Below are 24,537 nucleotides of genomic sequence, written 5' to 3' on the forward strand. Positions count from 1 at the left end.
CACTAGAAAATAACAATACATTTAACATTTTGTACACAAATTTAGGGAGATTGTGTGATTTTTATCTCATCAGACAAGAGGGAAATGTGAGCGTTATCACTCAGCTGCACTATGATAGATCTCTATGCCCAATAAAAGAGCATTAGAGACCATAGACTAAGTAATTAAATAGTTATGCAGTTTGGAGACTGCAACTACTTGCGCTCTTTTGCTGAATATTTAGGAACTTCGGATAAGCTCGGCCAAACTGGTTAAGCGGCGTTTCGAGTCCTTCACATAAGGATTATTGGTATCCCATGCGTAACCAGCCAATATTGAGCAAATCATCTGCTTGATTCTTGAGTTTGGATTTTCATAGTAGATAACATCTTGAAGTGTACCGTCATACCAACCTTCAACGTAGGTTCTAAAGGCATTCACACCAATCATCAGCGGTATTTCGTAGTCGTTTTGCCAATCAACACTTTCGCCTTTTATTTGGCGAACAACGCACTCAGCAGCCAATTGTGCTGATTTCATTGCTATCGTAACACCCGATGAAAATACCGGGTCAAGAAACTCACCAGCATTCCCCAGCAGAGCATAGTGTTGAGTAGCCAAATGTTTAACGTTGGCGGAATAGCCTTTCAGCTCACCTGCTGCATTCGGAAACTCTGCATTCTCAAGTAGCAGTGCCAGATGTGGCTCTTCGCCAGCTAGTTGCTTTATCGCTTCGATTTTGTCTTCAGGATAACCTTCAAAAAACTCGGGTGTTGCAACCACACCAATGGAACAAACACCATTTGAGAATGGAATGAGCCAATACCAAACATCAGCATGTTTAGGATGAACCGAAATAAGAATTTTATTTCTGTCATAGAGATGTTTATCTGCATCTATATGATCAATGGTGTGGGTAAAAATGGCTTTGCGTGCGGGTAGACAAGAAGGTTCTTCAAGATTTAAAAGTCTCGGCAACACTCGGCCGAACCCGCTGGCGTCTAACACGTAAGAGGTTTGAAGTTGATAACTATTTCCTAGCTCATCCTCTACCGTAAGCAGAGAATTCGACCCATAAAACTCTATGCTTTTCACTTCATGCTGGTAGCGAATTTCAACACCTTGGCTTTGAGCACTATCAGCGAGAACTTTATCGAAGCTTGCTCTTTGGACCTGAAAGGTAGTACCCGGCCCCGGCGTAAACTTATTGCAAAAGTCAAACTCGGTATAGACACCATTTTTCCTAAAAGCCGCACCGTTTTTAAACTGAAACCCTGCTTCTTCCACAGCCTGCAGCATACCAGCGGCCTGAACGGTCTCCATGCACGCTGGCAGTAGGCTCTCTCCTATGGAGAAACGAGGAAACTGCATTTTCTCTAGAACTAAAACATCGATACCTTGCTTGTTAAGCAAAGCTGCGGCCGTCGAACCTGACGGCCCCGCGCCAATAATAACGACTTGACGTTGCTGTATATCCATTACAATTATTCTCTGAATATTATTTTTACTTGGCTTTTAGTTCTAATAGCGTATGCCCCAGACCAATGTGGTCTGTACGCTCCACTACTTCTAAACCAGCCGCGTCAATGATCTCTAGGAAATCATCACTGCGATAAAAACGGCTGTTACCATTTGCCAGACAGGTAAAATAAAGCGAGGTGGCGTTCAAGCTATAAGAAGCCGCATCATATTTCTGGGCGTCCCAGAATAGCTCCAAAATATACACTTTTGAATCTGGTTTTAGCTGCTGTTTGACTCTTTGCAGAATACTTAGAATTTCCATTGGTGAGAAACAGTCTAAAAACTGGCTCATCCACCATACATCAGCCTGCTCTGGCAAAGCTTGGCTCTTATCCAACATGTTGGCGGGATAACCCTTTATACGCTTCGAAAAACCATTTTCTTCGGCATTTTTCAGTGCCATTTCGAGCTGCTGAGGAAGGTCAACGATCGTTACTTCAACATCTTTGTCATAGTGACAGCATTGCATTGCCCATTTACCCGTGTTGCCACCAATATCAACCAGAGTTTTAGGCTTCGAAGCAAATACATGTTCAAGAAGAATAGGAAATGATCGATCTGAGTAAAAATGGTCGAACTGGAACCAGCTCTGTTTTGCTTTTTCTGGCAAACGAGAAAGCCCTTGGTAAATGGTTTCCCATTCGCCCAGCTCTTTAAGACCAGCGGGTTTACCTTCAGTAATCGACTCGGTTAAATGCATCATAGCGGCGTAACAAACATCCGCAGTGAAATCCATATTTGCTTGAGTCATTCCGTCATGAAGGATGAAATGCCCAAGATTCGCCAATATGTAATTTGGCTTTTCCCACAACACAATGTGGGCGCTAATTGCCATATCAAGAAGGACTTTGACACCGTACTCAGATACACCCGTCGCTTTGGAAAGAGATTCAGCGCTCGCGCCTTGCGAACCCGCTTTATCCAATTCCGTCAAAATACCTAAATCACGTAATGTACGTGCGGTTTGAAAAATAATCGGCGCAAAAGATAACTTTTGCGCCTCAGTTTTCGCTTCTAGAGCGTTATAAGGGTCTTGTTTTTGTACAAACACGAAAAAGCCTAATTATATTATTTTGAAACTATTTTACTGACGCTCTAGCCAATTGTTTCTGAATATCAACGTTCAGATTATTAACCCAGCGATTGTAATTACGGTGAATATTACCGCCACCCGCTTTCAAATTCACAGAACCGACATAGATGATGGAATAATATTTTTCACTATAAGGAATACGAACTTCCGCGCTATGATCTCGAGACATAAGTTTGGCAGTTAATTCAGTTGGAGTGCTGTTTGAAATTATCCAACCTCTATTGGTTGCAGCAACAACAATGGCAGCTTTCACTTCGTCACTTTGAAGATTATAAGCAACAGGAGTATTCTCTACGTTCATGATTGGTTGAACTCGCCCGCAGCCTGCTAAAAGAACAACTAATAGAATCGAAATCGTGTATTTTATTGCTTTCATTGCATTTCCTTGCTTTGATTGGGGAATATTAATAAACGAGCATAGTATTTAATGTGCTCAACAACAAATCAATACGTTATGTCAAATCAGTTGCATTTAATCTCATTTAATATCGATGCTTGGTCAGCAAACAGTCTGGGTATCAATGTCCTGCCAGATTGGCAGCAGTGGTCCCAAACTCATCAATGGCCAGAAGATGAAACCATCGAATCTGGTCTAATCCCCCCAATGATGCGACGCCGCATGAGCCCGTTAAGTAAACTAGCGGTACAAACGGCTATCCATCTTCTGCAAGAAGAATCTATCGATTACTTGGTATTTTCAAGTCGTCATGGTGAACTACGTCGCAGTGCTGAAATAATTAAGAATATTCTTGCTGGTGAAGAAGCTTCTCCCATGAATTTTTCTCAGTCGGTACACAACACAGCGGCAGGTTTATCAACCATTGCAACAAAACAAGCTATTCCAGTGACTTCTATAGCTGCTGGTGACAACACTTTTCACAGTGCATTAATCGAAGCTTGGATCTATCTCAAGCAATATCCCAACGCCAAGGTATTGCTGGTCGATTTTGATGAACCCCTACCTGACGATTATTCTGAATACGAAGATAAACAGTTCAAAGGATATGCATTGGGCTTGATTTTATCCGCTGGTAATACGTGGCAAGTTGCACAATGTGAAAAAATGGATACTATCAGCCCCCTACCTCAAGCGCTTAGCTTTTTGACACACTATTTATGCAAACAACCTCACTGGATAATTGAAGGTGAAAGAACTTCATGGGAATGGCAGCAAGAATGAATGCTGTAAATAAATATTGGCGAATTTTTGCTACTGGACTCTGTTTCGCAATTTTTGGTTTAGGCGGTTTAACACTCAGTTTTATCATTATTCCTTTAATTCGACTGACAACACCAAATACGATTCAGCGTGAATATCGAGTACAAAACGTCATTCGCATTACGTTTAATTTTTTCTGTCGCTTAATGAAGTTCACTGGAGCCATTGATTACCGAATCGATGGGGCCGAGATCTTAGCCAACGATAAGAACTGTCTTGTTGTCGCTAACCATCCAAGCCTGATTGATTATGTATTAGTCGCTTCACAACTCAAGCAGTGTGACTGCTTAGTAAAAGCGGCCATTTGGTCAAATCCATTTATGAAGCATATTGTCAAAGCGGCGGGTTATATTCCAAACCAAACGCCGGATGATCTGCTCGATCTGTGTGAAGAGCGATTTGAACGTGAGAACGTTCTACTCGTTTTCCCAGAAGGAACCCGTACTACACCGGGGGTCGCGTCAAAACTTCAGCGTGGAGCGGCTCAAATAGCCATTCGCACACAAAGAGACTTGCGCATAATACATATTTCCGTTTCTCCTAGCTTTCTCACAAAAGAAAAAAAATGGTATCAAGTTCCGGATACCAAGCCTTTTTTCCATGTAGAAGTTAAGGATAAAGTTGAGGTAATGCCCTTTATAGAGCAAACTAACAACCCAACTTCAGCAGCAAGAAGGCTGAACAGCTATCTTGCTGAAGCTATTTTTCCATCTATCAATAATAAATAAGTAGGTTCCCGTGGAAGTACTACACAAAGAAATTAAGCAGTTGATTATCGACGCATTAAACCTTGAAGACATCTCAATTGATGAAATTGAAACAGAGGCGCCATTATTCGGGGATGGGCTAGGACTAGACTCTATTGATGCTCTTGAGCTTGGCTTGGCAATTAAAAAGAAATATAACATCGTAATCGATGCTGATGATTCAAATACGCGCCAACATTTCGCATCTGTGGCTAACCTAGCAGCGTATATTTCATCTCAAACTAGCAACTAATTTGTAGAAAACGATTATGACAGATTTAAACAAGCAACAGGTTTTTGACCAAGTAAAAGATGCTCTGGTTGAACTTTTCGAAATCGATGAAGCAGACATTCAACCTGAGGCTCATCTATATCAAGATCTTGATTTAGATAGTATTGACGCTGTTGACCTCGTGGTTCACCTGCAAAACGTGACTGGCAAAAAAATCAAGCCAGAAGAGTTTAAAATGGTACGTACTGTCGATGACGTGGTTGAATCAGTAGTAGAACTGCTTAAGGAAGCCTGATGCGTCACTTGCTGACAGGTTTGTCTGCAATTGTTCTGCTCGCGTATCCATTTGCAATTTACTACGGCATAGATAAGTTCGGTCTGAGTATTTTAGGGGCAACGCTCGCTGTATTCTTTGTATTACGCATTTTCACAGCAAGTCGAACCAAACTTAAAGAATTCAAACAGTTAGCAATTATAAGTGGTCTTATCGGGATCACTTTAATTGTTTTGGGTATTCTATTCCGTAGTAAAGGCTGGCTGCTGTTTTATCCCGTCGCTGTCAATGCTTGCATGTTGATGGTTTTCGCAAGCAGTTTAAAGCAACCACAAACCATTATAGAAAGACTTGCCAGATTACAGGAGCCTGAACTCCCGCAAAGTGGTATTAATTACACGCGGAAGGTCACTCAAGTTTGGTGTCTGTTTTTCTTGTTCAACGGAATTACAGCGTTATATACCTGTTTCTTACCGATTGAAGTTTGGACCTTATATAACGGTCTGATTAGCTACCTCCTGATTGGTCTATTGTTTGCCATCGAGTGGGTGGTACGCCAATTTCTTCGCAAGGATTAGCCATTTAATGACATATAGCGGTACTGCATTTAGTTCTCTCTCCCATCTGTTACTAGAAAAACGTGAAGATACCGTCGTAGCGTTTGGTTCTGAGGGTGATATTACATGGGCACAATTTGTCGCCAATGTGAGTCATTACACTCAATTACTTCATCAAACACCGCAACAAAACGTCGCACTTTGTGCTCGCGATAGTTATTTGTTTACGGTCGGGTTGCTTGCACTATTCCATGCTGGGAAAACCATCATTTTGCCGGGTAATTATCAACCGGAAGCTCTGGAAGAGCTGAGTTCACAGTTTGATCTATTATTGTGCGATGACGCTATAACACCATTACGCAATACCGAGACACAGCTTATCACTACAGGCCACAATAGTAGTCCGTTCGTTTTTGCTGCTCTTTCTCCAGAAAGCATTCGACTCATTTTGTTTACTTCTGGTTCAAGCGGCACACCAAAAGCCATTCATAAGACCCTAGATCAGCTCAGTGTTGAAGTTGAAATCTTACAATCACTGTGGGGAGAGCAGATCCCTCACAGCCGAATCGAAAGTACGGTTTCTCATCAACATATCTATGGTTTGTTATTCCGAGTTCTGTGGCCATTATGCGCAGGTAACCCATTCGCCCGACACAGTTTAGAGTTTCCCGAACAAATCACTCATCATGCTAATCAGGATACGGTTTTAGTCAGTAGCCCGGCACTGCTAAAACGCCTAACAGAAGAACACAAACCGACAAAGCTGAGATGCATTTTTTCATCGGGTGGGCCGCTGCCTTTTGCCGCAGCAAACCATGCAGAGGAATTGTTTAGCTATAGGCCAATAGAAGTATTCGGCAGTACAGAAACTGGTGGTATTGCTTATCGCCAGCAAATGACAGAACAAACCCCTTGGTCACTGTTTCCCAAAGTGGAAGCAGAGTTAAATCATGAGAATTGCTTACGATTGCGTTCTGCACATATTGATCCAACAGGCTGGTACCAAACTGCTGATGAATGTGAGTTCGTATCTGAAAACCAGTTTGTTTTGAAAGGTCGCACGGATCGGATAATCAAAGTTGAAGAGAAGCGAGTGTCACTGGTAGAAGTAGAAAAACGCGTTGACCAGTTAGACTACGTTCAAGAGTGTGCTGTTATTCCGATGCAGCAGGCTGAGCGATTGATTTTAGCCACAGCAATAGTGCTGACTGAGAGTGGTAAAACAAAGCTTGCTGAACTTGGAAAGGGCAAGTTTTGGTTGCTGCTACGCAATGAACTGAGACGTTGGCTTGAACCAATTGCTGTACCACGCAGTTTTAGAGTGGTAAAAGAGATCCCATTAAACAGTCAAGGTAAGCGCCAAGTCGCCGAGCTTGAAAAATTATTCCAATAAAAACGAAGAAAACGCCGATTATATGATGGCTAAAAGAAAACCAACGTTACTGGCTTACGAGCAAACAGAACACCATGTGCTGCTGACTATTAAAGTAGACCAAGATATCGAAGATTTTAAGGGGCATTTCAATCACTTTCCCCTACTGCCCGGTGTCACTCAAATTGATTGGGCGATCTTTTACGCGCGTCAATATTTAAACACGCCTATGCATTTTAAAGGCATGGAAGTGATTAAGTTCCAAGAACCCATCTTGCCCAATGCAGAAGTATCCCTGAGCTTAACTTGGGATGAGAGCAAACAAAAACTGGCGTTCAGTTACCAATCTCATAGAGATGGTGACGTGGTGACACATTCATCAGGCAAAATGAAACTGGGAGATGCCAGTGAGTAAGCTTGATTACCGCCCGTGCTTTTTGATTCCCTGTTACAACCACGGTGGAACCGTAGCTGGTGTTCTAGACGCAATCGCTGATTTCGATCTTCCCGTATTCCTAGTGGACGATGGAAGCAATAAAGAGACCAAATTTGCTCTCTCAGAAGCCGCCAAACGAGCTAATGTTTCGTTAATTACCTTGCCTAAAAACCAAGGTAAAGGTGGTGCTGTCGTGGCGGGTATACGCCATGCACATTGGCTCGGGTACAGTCATGTAATTCAGATTGACGCTGACGGTCAGCATGATATCAGTGCATTGCCGAATCTTATCGAGACCTCGAAGAATAACCCTCATCACTTGATTTCGGGACAACCCGTTTACGATGAAAGTGTGCCCAAAGCTCGACTATACGGCCGATATGTCACACACATCTGGGTTTGGATTGAAACACTCTCGCTGGAAATTAAAGACAGCATGTGTGGTTTTCGGGCGTATCCGATCAAAGAAAGTATTGACGTCATTAATCATCACGACATCGGCAGTCGCATGGATTTCGATACAGAAATCTTTGTCCGTATGTTCTGGAATGGCGTGCAGTTCAAATTCGTCAACACTCGTGTAATTTATCCAGAAGACGGTATTTCCCACTTCGATTCACTTTGGGATAACGTCAAAATCAGTTGGATGCATACACGACTGTTTTTCGGTATGTTGCCGCGCATTCCTAATTTACTGATGCGCAGAAAAACGCAAGGAACTGAAACACACTGGTCAAAACGCCAAGAGCGCGGAACCGTACTGGGTATTAAAGTGCTGATGGCGATCTACAAGCTATTGGGTAGAAAGGTTTTTCGCGCCATTTTAAAGTTGGTGATGGGCTATTACCACCTCACCGGTAAACAGGCGAAGACATCATCAGAGCAGTTTATTACTCAGGTAAAAAACTTTGCCGAACAACAACAGTTGCCTGTAGCCAAAAACCTAACCAGCTATAACCATTTGTTGTCGTTCGGTGAAACTATGCTCGACAAACTGGCGGCATGGCGAGGCGATTTCAATGTCAACAATCTAACCATCCATGGTCAAGAGCAACTCACATCACTGGTTGAGCGAAAACACGGCCTGCTACTGTTAGGCTCTCATTTAGGCAATATCGAACTGTGTCGCGCGCTAAGCCGACGTCACACTCATCTTAAGATCAATGCTTTGGTGTTCACAGAGCATGCCGAACGTTTTAACACCGTTATGAAAACGGTCAACCCGAATTCAGAACTCAACCTGATACAAGTCAGCAAAATTGGGCCTGATACTGCGATTATGCTTCAGCAAATGATAGAGCGTGGCGAGTGGGTGGTAATCGTGGGAGACCGAACTTCCACCAGCGTAGAAAGCCGAGTTGTTTGGGCGGATTTTCTTGGCAAGCCTGCACCGTTTCCTCAAGGGCCGTTTATGCTCGCTTCTGTCCTAGAAGCCCCTGTATACCTTATTTTTGGACTGCGCGACGACCAAAGTAAACATCCGCATTTTGACGTCTACTTCGAGCATTTTAGTGACGGTATCAAACTGCCTCGCGCAACAAGGCAGGAATCTTTGCGCCAAGTGGTTCAACAATACGCAGAACGCTTGCAACACTACACAATGAAAGCACCATTACAGTGGTACAACTTCTTCAACTTCTGGGAATTAAGTAAAAACAATGACGAAGACAAACGACAATAATATTTTATTCGGCGCTGAGCGTCTGACCATTGAGGACGTTGTTTCAATCGCACAAGGCGCTTCAGCCTCTATTAACTCTTCAGCTGAATTTACCGCGAAGATTGACCGAGGCGTAGCCTTTTTAGAACGCCTACTTAAAGAAGAAGGTGTCATTTACGGCGTAACCACTGGTTATGGTGATTCTTGTACTGTCGCCATTCCACCTAATTTGGTTGAGGAACTGCCTCTGCACCTGACCCGTTTTCATGGCTGCGGTTTGGGCGAAGTACTTACTCACCAACAATCACGCGCTGTATTAGCAACTCGCTTATGCTCACTCGCACAGGGTGTATCAGGCGTGTCTCACGATGTGCTCAATCAAATTATCAACCTGATTAATCACGATATTGCCCCACGTATTCCGCAAGAAGGTTCTGTCGGCGCGAGTGGTGACTTAACCCCTCTTTCATACGTAGCCGCGACCTTGATTGGCGAACGCGAAGTGCTCTACAAAGGTGAAGTTCGTTCCACTCAAGAGGTGTTCGCAGAACTTGGCTTGACGCCAATTAAACTAAAGCCAAAAGAAGGCCTAGCGTTAATGAACGGCACTTCAGTGATGACTGCCCTAGCCTGTTTGGCTTATCAGCGTGCTGAGTATCTGGCTCAGTTATGCACTAAAATTACGGCTCTTGTTTCAATTGGTATGCAAGGCAACGACTTCCATTTTGATGAAGCGCTATTTGCGGTGAAGCCTCACCCAGGCCAGCAACAAATCGCGGCTTGGTTAAGAGCAGATCTACAAGCAGAGCGTCCACCTCGTAATAGTGACCGCTTACAAGACCGCTACTCACTTCGCTGTGCTCCGCATCTCATTGGTACGGTGCAAGATGCCTTACCTTGGTTACGTCAGCTTATCGAAAATGAACTAAACAGCGCCAATGACAACCCAATAATTGATGGTGACAACGAGCGAGTACTGCACGGTGGTCACTTCTATGGCGGACACATTGCAATGGCAATGGACACACTCAAAACCTGTGTTGCAAACCTAGCTGACTTGCTGGATCGTCAAATGGCACAGTTGATGGATTACAAGTTCAACAACGGTCTGCCGTTTAACTTAACTGGCGCAGAAGGCGAACGTAAACCGATCAACCATGGCTTCAAAGCGGTACAAATTGGCATTTCAGCTTGGACAGCAGAAGCATTGAAACACACAATGCCAGCGAGCGTATTCTCCCGCTCAACAGAGTGTCACAACCAAGATAAAGTCAGCATGGGTACAATCGCCGCTCGCGACTGCTTACGCGTATTGCAATTGACTGAACAAGTGGCGGCGGCTTCTCTGCTTGCCTCCATTCAAGCCATTGAGCTACGCAAGCGCCACAATGAGATCGATGAGCGTCATATGAGTGCCAGCGTGAATCAAATCGTTGCTAATGTTCAGCGGGACTTTAAGTTTGTGGTAGAAGATCGCCCGTTAGAAGCAGAGCTACGTTTGTGTATTGAACGCATTCAAACCCAGCACTGGAAGCTGTACTAGGAGTGTTAATGGAGAACATTAATTTCCCATTAGAAACCGAAGTGACAGTCACCACTTCGTTTCAAGATGCCGATCCTATGGGCGTAATTTATCACGGTAACTACTTCCGCTATTTCGAAGAAGCACGACGTGTATTACTAGATAAAATCGCTTACGGTTACATAGCGATGAGTGAATCAGGCCACATGTGGCCTGTTATTGATACACGCGTAAAATATGTCAAAGCGATTCCGTTTAACCATGAAATCCGCATCAACGCCAAGCTGACCGAATGGGAAAATCGTCTGCGCATTGATTACGTAATTTTTGATGCACAGACCGGTCAAAGAATGTGTAAGGCACATACCACTCAAGTTGCGGTCAGCATCGCTGAACAAGAAATGTGTTTTGTCTCACCAAAACTGTTCTTAGATAAAGTTGAACATTGGCATCAAACCGGAGAGTGTTTGCAATGATTAAGGTGTTTAAAAACATCACTATGTCTGTTTGTTTAAGCTTGATTGCTACTACTGGCGTGTTAGCTCAAGTAACGGATTTAGCCTCATTGCAAGCTCAGCTTCAACAATCTCCGATTATTCGTGGTGATTTTACTCAAAGCCGCACCTTAGCCATGTTTGAGCAACCTTTGGTATCGGAAGGCTCATTTCTGCTTGAAAAACAACACGGCTTACTGTGGCAGCAACACACACCGTTTCCTGTCAACTTGGTGCTGACACAGGACAAACTACGCCAAACTTTCGCCAATCAGCCTGCACAGGTGATTAACGCCAAAGAAAACCCGATGGCGTTTTACTTCAGCAAAATCTTTTTGTCCGTATTCCATGGCGACACCGAACAACTTCAAAGTCAGTTTGATCTGCAGTTTGCTCCTCAAAGTGAACACTGGCAGTTAGTACTGACACCAAAAGAAGCGCCACTGAATGCGGTGTTCAAATCGATCGTTTTGCAAGGCAATCAAAATATTGATTCGTTGGTTCTGCAAGAAATAAGAGGCGACAAAACTGAAATCACCTTCACCAATCAAACTCACCAACCTGAGAATTTAACGGATGCTGAACAAGCTCAGTTCCAGTTTTAATCATTCCAAGCTGGCAATAATCTGGCTTGTTTTGGTGGTACTAAGCTGCGCCCTACTGTTGAAACAGTGGGGCTTTAGCTCATCGGTACCCATTGAAACTGACATCATGAAGCTGCTCCCTCAAAGCCGCCAAGATCCGTTGGCTCAAGTGGCGTTTGATAGAGTCACCAGTAGTGTTAGTGACAAGGTGGTGTTTGTCCTTAAAGGCAGTAACGATCAGCAACTGTTTGCTGCTGCTGAAAGTTTGCAAAATTCACTCTCAAGCCTGAATGCATTTTCCCAAGTTACCGGCAAAATTAACCAACAAAAACAAAATGCTTGGAGTCGATACTACTTCTCCCATCGTTTTCAGTTTTTAACCGACGAACAACGCTCTCGTCTTGAACTTGCTCCAGAACAGCAAGTTCAGAAAGTGATTCAAACCATTTATAACCCTTTTTCCGGCGTTACCGGTTCTGAACTGAGCAGTGATCCGTTTTTGCTGTTTCGCGATTACTTAAGCCACTTAAACCAGCTAACAACGCAATTCCAGATTCAGCAAGGTTTCCTAACGACGCAATTTCAAAACGATACCTATGTACTGATCACGGCCACTCTCGCTGATTCTCCCTACAGCATGAGCGCGCAACAAGTGGTTCCGAAACTCAACAGTTTAGAGCAGTCTTTAAAAACACAATACGATGTGGATAGTGCGCACACTGGCGTGCTGTTTTATGCTGACTTTGGTACTCAAAGTGCGAAATCGGAAATCAGCACCATTGGTTTATTCTCCCTGTTGGGCGTTATCGTCATTGTCCTGTTTGTCTTTCGCAGTGCTGCGCCGCTGTTATTAGCTCTGCTTTCCATCAGCGTTGGGCTTTTAGTAGCACTTGTTGTGACCACCGCCATCTTCGGCAAAGTACATCTGTTTAGTTTGGTATTTGGTGCCAGTTTAATTGGTGTTTCTATCGACTACGCGTTCCACTATCTGACTGACCGCCTTGCTGCACAAGACAAATGGGATAGCATCAAAGGGCTGCAACATATCTTCACTGCGATTACTCTCGGCTTGATTACCAGCTTAATAGGCTACTTAGGTTTATTAATTGCGCCATTTCCCGGTTTGCAACAACTGGCGCTATTCTCAGCCATCGGTTTAGTTGCAGCCTACGCTACTGTTGTCGCTTGGTATCCTATCCTTGCACGCAAAGCGACAGCAAATCGTCCCTTACCCGGCGAGATGTTATGGCGTTGGTGGTTGGCACAATGGCAAAAACGCAGTGTCAGAACGTCTCTACCTCTGGCGTTAATGATTTTCAGTGCAGTTCAATTAACGCAAGTGAACTACGACGATGACATTCGTCAGCTTCAAGCCATGCCTAAGGAACTAAAGCAGCAGGAAGAGCTGATTAATCAAGTCTCTGGTGTGAAATCTTCACAGCAGATGTTGGTTGTGCGCGCAGAGAGCGATGAACAACTACTGATAAAACTTGAACAGCTAGGCCGCACACTTGCTCAATGGAAGCGGCAGCAAACAATCAGCGGCTATCAAAGTCTCAATCAGTATTTGCCATCAATTGCGAGACAAAAATCCGACTATCAACTGGTGAGCAACCTCTATCAGAATTATGGTTCCTCACTGTCTGAGTCTTTAAAGTTGTCAGCTCAGCCAACGCTAACTGAGCCCATGATTCCGGTCAGTTTATCGGACTACCTCAATCAAAGCGTTTCGGAACCCATTCAGTTCCTTTATCTGGGCAAAATTGAAGATAGCGTCGCTTCCGTCGTCATGCTTAGAGATGTGAGTAACGCAGAAGAAATCATTGCTTTTACCAGCCAACGGGCTGATATCAGTTACTTGGATAAAGCCGGAGAAATCTCAGCCTTGTTTGGGGAATACCGAACTAAAGTGATGGAGCTGTTAGCGGCAGCTTTGATCGGCATATCTTTGCTGCTGGTTAAACGTTATGGTGCTGCCCATACAATCCGAATTGTCTTCCCATGTATGGTTGCCTGCTTAGTCGGCATTGCGGTTACCACATTAACCGGTTCAACACTCAACTTGTTTAACTTGTTGGCGTTGGTGCTTGTCGTCGGTATTGGTATTGACTACACCTTGTTTTTTGCCGAACAGGCACAGAGCCGGAGCACTTTACTGGCGATTACTCTGTCAGCTATGACCACCCTACTTTCATTTGGCTTGCTGTCACTAAGTGAAACCCACGCGATTCACAGTTTCGGCTTAACGACATTAAGCGGCATTTTTGTCGCTTGGCTGCTTTCACCACTTGCAATAAAAAGGCAAAAAATTCAATGAAATGGTTAACAACACTCTTTGCTTGCTTGTGGCTCAGTGGCTGTAGTTTGCAACCTCACACCTCTTCGACACAAGTGGAAATCGGTCAGGATATATGGGTAGAACTTCCCTTACCCAGTGAGCTAGGACAGTCTCTTAACGCCACTCAGTTGATCTCAGCACAGTGGCAAGATGAACAAGGGATCACGCAAGCTCAACAATTACCTGTGCAGTTACAAATTGATTCGCAGCATATTGTTTTAGCAGGTTTTTCCTCTTGGGGGACGCGATTGCTGTCATTGGATTACAATGGTGAAAATATTTCCACCCAAGTGTTAAACGGTCTAGAAAATACCCTACCGAAACCGGAACAAGTACTATTTAATCTGATGATCACCCTATGGCCTCGAAGTGCTTGGGAAGCACCGTTAAATAAGGTAAGGTGGTCAATCATTGATGCCCCACATCAACGCATTATAAAAAACGAAGCTGGAGAACCCGTACTGATCATTAGCTATGCTGGAAAAACACCACTCGATGGTGATATTCAGTTTTTAAATAAGCCATTGGACTATTCGATCACGATCCAGACATTAAGTCATCAAGCTAAATTAACAACTTCAGAACAGTAGAAAAACCTAGATGAATTCTTCAACTTCATTTCCAGTGTTTATTCATGATTGTGGTTTTCACTCTGCGCTAGGGAGTGAAACGGTCGCTATTCATCAAGCACTACAATCCGGGCAGTCAAAAGGCATGCTCATAGACAATGAGATTCTCAACACCCATACGTCCACGGTGATTGGGCGAGTTACTGAGGCGCTACCTAAAATTCCTCAGCCATTGTCAAAATATGCGACACGTAATAATCAGCTCGCTTTATCTGCTCTCTTGCAAATCAAATCCAGCGTTGAAAATGCTATTCAGCAATACGGTGCTGACCGTATTGCCGTCATTGTCGGTACCAGTACCTCTGGCATTTCCGATGGTGAAATCGCCTACGGGCAAAAAATCGCTCAAGGAGCATTCCCAGAAAACTATCACTACACTAAGCAAGAGTTAGGTGACAGTGCTCATTTTGTTGCGGATTACTTCAAGATCACCGGTCCTAGTTACTCGATTTCAACCGCTTGCTCTTCCAGTGGCCGCGTTTTTATCAGCGCAAAACGTCTGCTACAGGCAGGCATTGTTGACGCTGTATTGGTTGGTGGTGTCGATTCCATCTGTAAACTGACACTGAATGGATTCAATGGCTTAGAAGCTCTGTCGAATCAGCTTTGCCAACCATTTAGCGCAGACCGTTCAGGCATTAATATTGGTGAATCGGCGGCATTTATGTTGTTGAGCACAGAACCAAGTGATGTCGCATTGTTGGGTGCAGGTGACAGCTCTGATGCACACCACATTTCTGCGCCTCATCCAGAAGGGAATGGAGCGGAACAAGCCATGCGAAAAGCGCTTGAAGATGCCAGTCTTACACCAGAAGATATCGGTTACATCAACGCCCACGGCACAGCGACCCCACTGAATGACAGCATGGAAAGTAAAGCCATCTATCGAGTATTTGGCGACAGCGTACCTGTTAGCTCAACCAAGCCTTTAACCGGTCACACCCTTGGTGCTGCAAGTGCGACTGAAGCCGCTATTGCTTGGCACATTTTGCGTCATCAGTTACCACTGCCTATGCAGCGCTGTGCAAACAAAGCAGACGATATTGAAATTTCACTGGTAGAAAGCGAGCAATTTTTGGGCGGCAAAGCCATTCTCAGTAACTCTTTTGCTTTTGGTGGCAACAACATCAGCTTAATTTTTGGATATCCCTATGACTGAATTACCTGCTATCGAAACACTGCTGCCTCATGATAATCCAATGATTTTGGTTGACCGCGCTTTGTCTATCGGGGCGACATCCATCCACAGTCAGGTGGATATTGATAAGCATCTTATGTTCTTCAATTCAGAGACCAAAACGGTACCCGCTTATGTTGGCATTGAGTTTATGGCGCAGTCCATCGCGGCTTGGTCAGGTTATCAAGCCTTACAAAAAGGCCAACAACCACCCATCGGATTTTTATTAGGCAGCCGCCGCTACGCCACAGAGTGTGACCAATTCACCCAAGGTCAGACTCTGGATATCTTCGCAGACCAAGTGATGGAAGATAACGGAATGGCTGTTTTCTCTGGCCGTATAGAATACCAAGGGAATACAATTGCTCAGTGCCAACTGAACGTTTATGTTCCTACACAAGAAAAATTACAAGAAATGAAAATTAGGAGTCATGTATGACCCGACAAGTTCTCGTCACTGGTGCCAGTAAGGGAATAGGCAAAGCAATTGCTATTCAGCTAGGTAAAGATGGCTTCAACGTCGTCGTTCATTACATGGGAGACCAGAATGGTGCCCAAGCAACACTTGATACGATTGTCGAAAGTGGTGGATCAGGCCGATTGATCCGATTTGATATTAGTAACCGTGCTGAATGTAGAAGCCAGATTGAAGCCGATATTGAACAACACGGCGCTTACTACGGTGTTGTTAACAATGCGGGTATCACTCGTGATACGGCTTTCCCTGCAATGACAGAAGAAGAGTGGGACGGCGTTATCCATACCAACCTCGACAGCTTCTACAATGTGCTGCACCCTTGTGTGATGCCTATGGTTCAACTGCGTAAAGGTGGACGCATTGTTACTTTAGCGTCAGTGTCCGGCATTGCGGGTAACCGTGGCCAAACCAACTACAGTGCAGCAAAAGCGGGCGTGATTGGCGCAACGAAGTCACTGGCTTTAGAGCTGGCAAAACGCAAAATCACGGTGAACTGTGTTGCTCCGGGTTTAATTGATACTGGCATGGTCGATGAGCATGTGAAAGAACATGCACTGCCGCTTGTTCCGTTGCGTCGTATGGGTGAACCAGAAGAAGTGGCAGGTCTGGTTAGTTATTTAATGTCTGATATCGCTGGGTATGTCACTCGCCAAGTTATTTCTGTAAACGGAGGTCTCGTATGAACCGCAGAGTTGTTGTAACCGGTATGTCCGGTGTTACTGCGTTTGGTAACGACTGGGAAAGTATCGAACCTCGTTTACGCGCTTGCGAAAACGCCACTCAGTACATGCCTTCTTATGAGCAATATGACGGACTGAATACAAAACTGGCTGCACCGGTCACTGATTTTGAATTACCGAAACACTATAAGCGAAAGCAAGTACGAGGTATGGGACGCGTTTCCATGCTCGCAACAGTCGCGACAGAGAATGCACTGATTCAAGCTGGCTTAATCGGTAATGAAGTACTTACTAACGGCCAGACAGGTATCGCTTACGGATCTTCAACAGGTAGTACAGACGCTGTTGGTGCATTCGGCGTGATGCTGAATGAAAAGACCACCAGAGCGATTACCGCAACGACTTATGTGCAAATGATGCCGCACACCACAGCAGTGAACGTAGGTCTGTTTTTCGGCCTTCGTGGTCGTGTAATTCCGACTAGCAGTGCTTGTACTTCAGGAAGCCAAGCGATTGGTTATGCCTATGAAGCGATCAAACATGGATATCAGACCATAATGGTCGCTGGCGGTGGCGAAGAGCTTTGCCCTACTGAATCAGCGGTATTCGATACCTTGTTTGCAACCAGCCTGAAAAACGATGCACCAAAAACCACACCGAGCCCATACGATAAAGATCGTGATGGCCTAGTGATTGGCGAAGGTGCAGGTACGCTGGTTTTAGAAGAGTATGAACACGCCAAAGCTCGTGGTGCCAAAATCTATGCAGAAATTGTTGGATTTGCCAGTAACTGCGATGCGGCACACGTTACTCAGCCTCAAATGGAAACCATGCAAATTTGTATGGAGCAGGCGCTGAAAAACGCGAATCTCTCTCCGGATAAAATTGGTTATGTGTCCGCCCATGGTACGGCGACGGATCGCGGTGACATTGCCGAAAGCAATGCTACAGAAAAAGCCGTAGGCAGAGTGCCAATCAGTTCCCTAAAGAGCTACTTTGGTCATACTTTAGGTGCATGTGGTGCGGTAGAAGCTTGGCTGGGCTTAGAGATGATGCATACCGGCTGGTTTAACCCTACCCTTAACCTTAATAACCTTGACCCAGAGTGTGGCGATCTTGATTACATCACTGGCTCTGGTCGTGAAATGCAAATCGATTACCTGATGAGCAACAACTTCGCTTTCGGCGGCATTAACACCTCAATTATCTTCAAACGAATTGCTGATTAAGCATCAGCAATTCGTTTAGACTTCAACTACGAGTTTTAAAGCCGCCCTTATTGGTAAGATAAGGGTGGCTTTTTTATCTCTCTGTTCTCTATTTCGATAAAAATTGTTAACGGGATTGGATAATTAAATCAATACCGGGAACGTTACCGAAAACTGAATTATACTAACCGCATTTGAAATTAAGATTCGATGGAGAGACACAATGAATACTGTTTGGGTAACTGGCGACGCTGTCGTTGATTTAATTCCTGACGGGGAAAACCATTATCTCAAATGCCCAGGCGGAGCTCCGGCAAACGTAGCGGTGGCGATAGCTCGTCTTGGCGGTCAAAGTGCGTTCTTTGGCAGAGTGGGAAATGACCCGCTGGGAAGATTTATGAACCAGACGCTTTCACAAGAACAAGTGGATAGCCGCTATCTTATCTTGGATAACGACCAGCGCACGTCTACAGTGGTGGTCGATCTGGATGACAGTGGAGAACGCAGCTTCACCTTCATGGTGAAACCGAGCGCTGACCAATTTCTGCAAACCAGTGATATTCCAAACTTCAAACAGGGTGACTGGCTGCATGTATGCTCAATTGCTCTGGCAAATGAGCCTAGCCGCAGCAGTACTTTCGAAGCAATTGAACGAGTCAAAAAGGCTGGCGGAAGCTTTAGCTTTGACCCTAACCTTCGTCCAGAAGTCTGGCAGAAACCGCAAGAGATGGTTGCAACAGTCACGCGTGCAGTCGCGAACGCTGATGTAGTTAAGTTTTCAGAAGAAGAACTAACCCTGCTCACAGAGACCGACTCCATCGAACAAGGTTTGAATGCAATTAAAGCGTTGGAGATTCCTCTAGTGATCATCACTCAAGGCGCTAAAGGTGCACTCGTCGTGACTAAGGAAAGCCAGACACTAGTCAGCGGTAAAGTGGTGAAACCCGTAGATACCACGGGTGCTGGTGATGCTTTTGTCGGTGGATTGTTGTACCAGCTTTCTCAAACGGCAGACTGGCAAAAAGCAGAAAACATTGCTCTTGCTGTCGAATGTGCTCACGGCTGTGGTGCCTTAGCAACCACACAGAAGGGCGCAATGACGGCTTTACCAAATCAACAAGCGTTGAAAGCGTTCCTTCAGTAAGCATTTAAAATAAGCGTTTTTAAATACAACAAAGCCACCTATTACTAGGTGGCTTTCGTTTATCGGGCTTTAGTTTCTCTTTATCTACTCTCAGCTAGACAGCAGGAGCAAATGTCGATTCCACGACCGATTTCAAAGGTGCAAACTCAGCACTGACGTTCGCTCCTTCTAAAATAATTTGTGTTGCTGACTCTGGCGTAAAGACCCTGCCCGTCATCACATGTTCACCATGGTTGATAAACACTTCCAACGATGAGTTATCGGCCAGCATCTGCAAATGTACCGCTTTGTCAGTATCTAACGGCAGCTCACGAATGACATCACCTTCTCGAATTTGAGTTTGGCTTCGGTCGAAACGAAGTACACCTTTATCTGTATCAAGCTGCAACTTCACACGATAATTGTCGTCAGACATCAGTGTAAGAGCACTTCCCCAAGGCAGTTCAACGTTAAGCTCAAAGCTTTTGGTTTGTGCATCGACAGGACTGATTCCCAGCTCCAAACTTGATACCGACTCTCTAAGCTCCGCAAGCTCACGAATTGGAGTTTGAACAATCTTTCCGTTCAACCATTTAAGCTCTCTTAATGCGGTTAGCTGATGTATCCAGCCATTGTCACAACTTGGCTGGTTAACTTCATCGGGTAACCCCATCCAACCGACCATAACTCTTCTTCCGTCTTCTGTTTCCATGCTTTGAGGCGCATAGAAATCAAAACCCGCATCCAGTTGCCAACCTTCAAGGAAATGAATTTTTCCTTCACCATCCTGCTCAACATGATAAATGCGATTTTGGTGCTCAATAGTATGATTCGGATTCTCGGATTTAATCCCTTGTGGCCCAAACACAAAAAACAGATCACCGTTCAGCTCAAACATATCTGGGCATTCCCACATATAGCCAAAAGGTGCGATTTCATCACCATAGAGGGAATCAAAATCCCAGTTCATTAAGTCATTTGAATGATATACAGCCAAACGACCTTGCAGATCGGTAGTTTGCGCGCCTAGTAGCATGTGCCACTTGTTTTGGCGATAGAGTATTTTAGGGTCGCGGAAGTGTTCAGTAACACCAGCAGGTAAGGTGCGAATCACAGGCCCCAGTTTCTCCGCCGTATTGTCTTCGTTTAAGCGTGCGACACATTGCATCGTTTGTCTCTGACGATCATGGCCTAAACGTGTGTTACCAGTATAGAAAAGCAGTAAATCCCCTTCATGGCTTACGGCATGACCCGAGAACACACCATGGCTATCAAACCAGTCTGAAGGTGTGAGAGCAATGGATTGCCAATTCCAGTTCACCAAATCGCGGCTTTTTAAAAGAACCCAGTATTTGTCTTTATGCTCACAAGCATAGGGATACCACTGATAGAACAGATAGTATTCACCATTGTGGTAAACAAAACCGTTAGGATCATTTAACAGACCTTGTGGTGGGGAGATGTGCCATTGTGGGCGATAACTGCAGGTCGTAGGTTGCAGATGTTCTTTTGCTGATGCTATTTGCTTCTCGGCAATCAAACGACCTAAGGAAGCCAAATCCTCATCACTAACGGCGCTGCTTCTAGGCATAGATAACTGCCATTCGCCTAACACCGACTCTGCTTGCACAGAATCTGGACAGGGCAATGCTTTTTGAGCATCTTTAACGGCAACAACCACCCGTCCTTCGGGAGCCAAAATACGTACGATGTTATCAACACCACCAGCGAGTTCGATAAGGAATTGTAGAGACATAGTCTTACCTAATTAAATTCTAGCGAAAACGAAAATAAGAGTTTTCTGTAAATTATTTCGGGAACGTTCTCAAAATATAAAACAACCGCTCAATTAGCAAGTATTTAAGCGGATAGATAAAAAAAGAGTCTGGTTAGTGTGAAGCTGGGCACAAAGCCCAGCCATTATTGAGGAAGGAATCTAGCAGGTTTCGCGGTCTATATTTTGGAAAGTGAGTACGACTTTACTCATCTCCAATCCTTTGCCTGCAATACGCTCTAACAGCATTTTCGCAGCATTTTCTCCCGCTTTATCAAAGGCATAATTAAAGGTTGATAAGCTGGGTGTACTGACAGAAGAAAGCTCATCGTTACCCACACCGAGTACTTTAATTTGTTTGCCCACTTCAACACCTTGCTCTAGCAAAGCTCGAATAGCTCCAAGAGCGATCCTGTCGGTGGCACAAAACAGCCCGTCCATATCCGGAAATGCTTTTAGCTGTTGCTTAGCTAGTCTATAACCAGATTCAATAGAAAAATCCCCGTGAGCATGGAACAACAGAGACAACTGGTTAAAACTTAAAGCTTGCTCCAAGCCTTGCGAACGCTGGATATCAACAGCAATGTCGTCTGCTTGCACGCCTATAAAACCGATGCGTTTGCATCCTGCCGCGACTAAACGATTTCCCGCTTCAAAACCAACCCGCGTATCGTCATGGACCACGCTTGGAATGTTATAAAGAGAGCCATCTTGACCGATGAGTACTACAGGTACATTGGAATTCTGGATCGCTTTAACCAATGGTGCATCTAAATGTGTCGCGTAGAAAATAATCCCTTCCACACGTTTCTGGTTAAATATTTGAATATATTCAAGTTCTTTTTCATGAACCTGATGAGTATTGGCCAACAAGACGTGTTTTCCCGCTTGTTCAAAAATGGCCGTTAAACCGTCAACACCTTGTGCTGTGGCGTGTGAGCTTACACGGGGAACAATCACACCCACCAAATTAGTCTTCTGTGATTTTAAGTCTTTTGCGACCTGATTGACTACGTAACCGCACTCTTTGACAGCCTGTAACACCTTGATTTTCGTTGATTCTTTAACGCCATACTCGTTGTTAATAACACGAGATACCGTAGATTTCGATACACCAGATAATCTAGCGACGTCGTGCAAACTTGCCATAAAGTACCCTACTAAGAACAAATTGGGATTGATTGCAAACTTATCTGCATTCTTCGATTTATATATCGTGATTCTACCCTTGTTTTTGTCATTCTTGCCTACCCTTTTGGCGATCATCTTCACAATATTCACCGTTTGCTTTTGACCATGAGCAATTTTTTAACAAGAATCAATATTGCAAACGTTCCCAAAATAACAATTAAGAACCAATTTTTAACCTACCCAGTCAATCGGGCTTGCAGAAAGACTAGCGAAAGCTGGTGATGAAAATGCAACTTCAAGTGAGACGGGTATCTATACTGACTATTAACATGAAACGGGGTGAGTTATGGACTATCCAGTCATAGCAAAACAGCTTCTCGACCATTTGGGTGGTAAAGCCAATATCCAAGCTTTAGCACATTGTGCGACACGCTTACGCTTAGCGCTAAAAGACGATGCACTTATCGATGAAGCTGCGATTGAATCGCTTGAAGGCGTTAAAGGACAATTTAAGGTTGCTGGTCAATACCAGATTATCTTTGGTTCTGGCATCGTTAACCAAGTATACGCAGAGATGGCAAAACTAACCGGTATGACAGAAATGTCGACCAGTGATGTGGCAAGTGCTGGCGCAGATAAACAAAACATTGTGCAACGTGCAGTGAAAGGACTTTCGGATATCTTTGTTCCGATTATCCCTGCTATCGTAGCTGGCGGTCTGTTAATGGGTCTATTCAACGTATTAACAGCGCAAGGTCTGTTTATAGACGGACAATCACTGATTGACGCAAACCCTGGTTTGGCTGATCTCGCTAGCATGATTAACACTTTTGCTAACGCCCCTTTTGTATACCTTCCGGTATTGCTAGCGTTCTCAGCTTCTCGCAAGTTTGGCGGTAACCCTTTCCTTGGCGCAGCCCTCGGTATGCTGATGGTTCACCCAGATCTTCTCAATGGTTGGGGATTCGGTAGTGCATCGGTTTCGGGAACTGTACCGACTTGGAACATTCTTGGTCTAGAAATTCAAAAAGTAGGTTACCAAGGTTCAGTTCTACCTGTACTGGTGTCAGCGTTTATCCTTGCCAAAGTTGAAAATGGCCTGCGTAAGTTTATTCCATCTGTGTTGGATAACCTTCTTACACCTATGTTGGCAATTTTCATCACAGGTTTCCTAACTTTCACCTTGGTTGGTCCTATCACTCGTGATGTTGGTTTCATGCTTGGTGATGGCCTGAACTGGCTATACGATTCTGCAGGTTTTGTTGGTGGCGCACTGTTTGGTTTTATCTATGCACCTTTCGTTATCACAGGTATGCACCACAGCTTTATCGCAATCGAAACTCAGCTTCTTGCAGATATTGCGGTAACTGGCGGTACGTTCATCTTCCCTATCGCGGCAATGTCTAACGTAGCACAAGGTGCAGCGGCTTTAGCGGTTGGTTTCAGCACTAAAGATATCAAGCTAAAAGGCATAGCAGTTCCTTCAGGCATTACGGCTCTACTTGGTATTACTGAACCAGCGATGTTTGGTGTGAACCTTAAACTACGCTATCCGTTTATTGCAGCCATCACTGGCGCAGCAGTATCGAGCGCATTTATCACACTGTTCAATGTAAAAGCTCAAGCACTAGGTGCAGCGGGTTTACCGGGTATTATCTCAATCTCACCAGATAAGATTAGCTACTACGTTGTAGGCATGGCGATTTCATTTGCAGTGGCATTCGGTATGACCATCCTTCTAGGTTTGCGTGCTAAAGCAAAACAAAATACCCAAGCGTTAGCGTAATCCCCCTCAATTATTACGCTTTACATTGCCCACTACGTTTGTAGTGGGCATTTTTATTTGTGCAGACTGGCTGAATAACTATGAAAGGGCTGCGATGATTTGTGGACGGAAGATAAAAAACACTGCGCCTAACAAGCAAAGCCCTGCCCACACAAAATCCATTCTGAAGGGTTCTTTCATGTAAATGAGAGCAAAAGGAACAAACACAGTTAGCGTGATCACTTCCTGCAATATTTTCAATTGTCCAAGGTTTAATACGGTGTAGCCAATACGGTTGGCCGGTACCTGAAAAAGATACTCAAACAGCGCAATTCCCCAGCTTAGCAAGGCTGCAATAATCCACGGCTTGTGACTCAATTCGCGCAAATGGGCATACCAAGCGAACGTCATGAAGACATTGCTGATGAGCAATAAGCCAATAGTGATTAACATAGGAGGGATAGCGAACATTCAATAAAACTCCACGCAAATATAGCGACATTATTTGCGCGGAGTGTGCTACTAACAAACGCTTTTAGCAATAG

The 24,537-nt window shown here is 44.5% G+C and carries 25 protein-coding genes; 19 read left to right on the top strand and 6 right to left on the bottom strand.

All coding sequences use genetic code 11. From position 1 onward, the window contains the following. Positions 1 to 219: 219 nt before the first annotated feature. Genes AAGA51_RS09710 through AAGA51_RS09720 form a run of 3 tightly spaced genes read right to left on the bottom strand, consistent with a single transcriptional unit; the run spans position 220 to position 2,969 of the window. A complete protein-coding gene (locus AAGA51_RS09710) occupies positions 220 to 1,458 on the bottom strand; it encodes an NAD(P)/FAD-dependent oxidoreductase (protein ID WP_042481815.1) in 1,239 nt (412 codons plus the stop codon). Between the two features lie 25 nt (positions 1,459 to 1,483). Then, positions 1,484 to 2,551, bottom strand: a complete 1,068-nt coding sequence (locus tag AAGA51_RS09715; protein ID WP_042481812.1) for a methyltransferase — start codon at positions 2,549 to 2,551, stop codon at positions 1,484 to 1,486. A gap of 28 nt (positions 2,552 to 2,579) precedes the next feature. Then, positions 2,580 to 2,969, bottom strand: a complete 390-nt coding sequence (locus AAGA51_RS09720; protein ID WP_042481810.1) for a hypothetical protein — start codon at positions 2,967 to 2,969, stop codon at positions 2,580 to 2,582. A 78-nt stretch (positions 2,970 to 3,047) separates the two neighbouring features. Between AAGA51_RS09720 and AAGA51_RS09725 the strand changes: the two genes are divergently transcribed. The 18 genes from AAGA51_RS09725 to AAGA51_RS09810 all read left to right on the top strand — a co-directional run bounded on the left by AAGA51_RS09725 (position 3,048) and on the right by AAGA51_RS09810 (position 19,343). After that, positions 3,048 to 3,773, top strand: a complete 726-nt coding sequence (locus AAGA51_RS09725; protein WP_042482177.1) for a beta-ketoacyl synthase chain length factor — start codon at positions 3,048 to 3,050, stop codon at positions 3,771 to 3,773. After that, positions 3,770 to 4,540: a lysophospholipid acyltransferase family protein gene (locus AAGA51_RS09730; protein WP_042481807.1), complete on the top strand. Its 771-nt coding sequence runs from the start codon at positions 3,770 to 3,772 to the stop codon at positions 4,538 to 4,540. The genes AAGA51_RS09725 and AAGA51_RS09730 overlap by 4 nt, the downstream gene beginning before the upstream one ends. 10 nt (positions 4,541 to 4,550) lie before the next feature. Continuing rightward, the gene (locus AAGA51_RS09735) at positions 4,551 to 4,811 is read left to right on the top strand and encodes a phosphopantetheine-binding protein (protein WP_042481803.1); all 261 of its coding nucleotides are present in this window, start codon (positions 4,551 to 4,553) and stop codon (positions 4,809 to 4,811) included. A gap of 16 nt (positions 4,812 to 4,827) precedes the next feature. Then, positions 4,828 to 5,085 (top strand): acyl carrier protein, encoded by a 258-nt coding sequence (locus tag AAGA51_RS09740; protein WP_042481800.1) that lies wholly within the window; start codon positions 4,828 to 4,830, stop codon positions 5,083 to 5,085. After that, positions 5,085 to 5,642, top strand: coding sequence for a hypothetical protein (locus AAGA51_RS09745; RefSeq protein ID WP_042481798.1), 558 nt, complete (start codon positions 5,085 to 5,087; stop codon positions 5,640 to 5,642). Before AAGA51_RS09740 ends, AAGA51_RS09745 begins: the two co-directional genes overlap by 1 nt. Positions 5,643 to 5,649: 7 nt before the next feature. After that, a complete protein-coding gene (locus AAGA51_RS09750) occupies positions 5,650 to 7,014 on the top strand; it encodes an AMP-binding protein (RefSeq protein WP_042481795.1) in 1,365 nt (454 codons plus the stop codon). 25 nt (positions 7,015 to 7,039) lie between these two features. After that, positions 7,040 to 7,408, top strand: coding sequence for a 3-hydroxyacyl-ACP dehydratase (locus AAGA51_RS09755; RefSeq protein ID WP_081878667.1), 369 nt, complete (start codon positions 7,040 to 7,042; stop codon positions 7,406 to 7,408). Continuing rightward, positions 7,401 to 9,110, top strand: a complete 1,710-nt coding sequence (locus AAGA51_RS09760) for a glycosyltransferase family 2 protein (RefSeq protein ID WP_255209359.1) — start codon at positions 7,401 to 7,403, stop codon at positions 9,108 to 9,110. The genes AAGA51_RS09755 and AAGA51_RS09760 overlap by 8 nt, the downstream gene beginning before the upstream one ends. Further along, positions 9,088 to 10,632, top strand: a complete 1,545-nt coding sequence (locus AAGA51_RS09765) for an HAL/PAL/TAL family ammonia-lyase (RefSeq protein WP_042481790.1) — start codon at positions 9,088 to 9,090, stop codon at positions 10,630 to 10,632. Before AAGA51_RS09760 ends, AAGA51_RS09765 begins: the two co-directional genes overlap by 23 nt. A gap of 8 nt (positions 10,633 to 10,640) precedes the next feature. Continuing rightward, a complete protein-coding gene (locus AAGA51_RS09770) occupies positions 10,641 to 11,087 on the top strand; it encodes an acyl-CoA thioesterase (protein WP_042481787.1) in 447 nt (148 codons plus the stop codon). Between the two features lie 23 nt (positions 11,088 to 11,110). After that, complete coding sequence (locus AAGA51_RS09775) at positions 11,111 to 11,710, top strand: outer membrane lipoprotein carrier protein LolA (RefSeq protein WP_414628702.1); 600 nt, start codon at positions 11,111 to 11,113, stop codon at positions 11,708 to 11,710. Next, on the top strand, positions 11,682 to 14,006 hold the full coding sequence (locus AAGA51_RS09780; RefSeq protein ID WP_042481781.1) for an MMPL family transporter: 2,325 nt from the start codon (positions 11,682 to 11,684) through the stop codon (positions 14,004 to 14,006). The genes AAGA51_RS09775 and AAGA51_RS09780 overlap by 29 nt, the downstream gene beginning before the upstream one ends. Next, positions 14,003 to 14,617: a DUF3261 domain-containing protein gene (locus AAGA51_RS09785; RefSeq protein WP_042481778.1), complete on the top strand. Its 615-nt coding sequence runs from the start codon at positions 14,003 to 14,005 to the stop codon at positions 14,615 to 14,617. The genes AAGA51_RS09780 and AAGA51_RS09785 overlap by 4 nt, the downstream gene beginning before the upstream one ends. Positions 14,618 to 14,627: 10 nt before the next feature. Continuing rightward, complete coding sequence (locus AAGA51_RS09790; protein ID WP_042481776.1) at positions 14,628 to 15,815, top strand: beta-ketoacyl-[acyl-carrier-protein] synthase family protein; 1,188 nt, start codon at positions 14,628 to 14,630, stop codon at positions 15,813 to 15,815. Beyond that, entirely contained in the window at positions 15,808 to 16,272 is a 465-nt protein-coding gene (locus AAGA51_RS09795) for a hotdog family protein (RefSeq protein WP_042481773.1), read from the top strand. Before AAGA51_RS09790 ends, AAGA51_RS09795 begins: the two co-directional genes overlap by 8 nt. Then, positions 16,269 to 16,994, top strand: coding sequence for a 3-ketoacyl-ACP reductase FabG2 (locus AAGA51_RS09800; protein WP_042481768.1), 726 nt, complete (start codon positions 16,269 to 16,271; stop codon positions 16,992 to 16,994). Before AAGA51_RS09795 ends, AAGA51_RS09800 begins: the two co-directional genes overlap by 4 nt. Next, positions 16,991 to 18,220, top strand: coding sequence for a beta-ketoacyl-ACP synthase (locus AAGA51_RS09805; RefSeq protein WP_042481765.1), 1,230 nt, complete (start codon positions 16,991 to 16,993; stop codon positions 18,218 to 18,220). The genes AAGA51_RS09800 and AAGA51_RS09805 overlap by 4 nt, the downstream gene beginning before the upstream one ends. Positions 18,221 to 18,422: 202 nt before the next feature. After that, positions 18,423 to 19,343 carry an aminoimidazole riboside kinase gene (locus AAGA51_RS09810; RefSeq protein WP_042481762.1) on the top strand — a complete coding sequence of 307 codons (921 nt, stop codon included), beginning with the start codon at positions 18,423 to 18,425 and terminating at the stop codon, positions 19,341 to 19,343. 94 nt (positions 19,344 to 19,437) lie between these two features. On the opposite strand, the gene AAGA51_RS09815 is transcribed toward AAGA51_RS09810, so the two are convergent. Both AAGA51_RS09815 and AAGA51_RS09820 read right to left on the bottom strand, forming a co-directional pair. After that, a complete protein-coding gene (locus AAGA51_RS09815) occupies positions 19,438 to 21,078 on the bottom strand; it encodes a glycoside hydrolase family 32 protein (protein ID WP_042481760.1) in 1,641 nt (546 codons plus the stop codon). Between the two features lie 180 nt (positions 21,079 to 21,258). Continuing rightward, complete coding sequence (locus tag AAGA51_RS09820) at positions 21,259 to 22,245, bottom strand: LacI family DNA-binding transcriptional regulator (protein WP_042481757.1); 987 nt, start codon at positions 22,243 to 22,245, stop codon at positions 21,259 to 21,261. Positions 22,246 to 22,573: 328 nt separating this feature from the next. Here AAGA51_RS09820 and AAGA51_RS09825 point away from each other — a divergent pair, with 328 nt between their 5' ends. Then, complete coding sequence (locus AAGA51_RS09825; RefSeq protein ID WP_042481754.1) at positions 22,574 to 24,013, top strand: sucrose-specific PTS transporter subunit IIBC; 1,440 nt, start codon at positions 22,574 to 22,576, stop codon at positions 24,011 to 24,013. A gap of 78 nt (positions 24,014 to 24,091) precedes the next feature. On the opposite strand, the gene AAGA51_RS09830 is transcribed toward AAGA51_RS09825, so the two are convergent. Next, positions 24,092 to 24,454 carry a DMT family protein gene (locus AAGA51_RS09830; protein WP_042482174.1) on the bottom strand — a complete coding sequence of 121 codons (363 nt, stop codon included), beginning with the start codon at positions 24,452 to 24,454 and terminating at the stop codon, positions 24,092 to 24,094. Positions 24,455 to 24,537: the final 83 nt, after the last annotated feature.

It is taken from the genome of Vibrio diazotrophicus (assembly GCF_038452265.1).
GTDB classification, from domain to species: Bacteria; Pseudomonadota; Gammaproteobacteria; order Enterobacterales; family Vibrionaceae; genus Vibrio; species Vibrio diazotrophicus.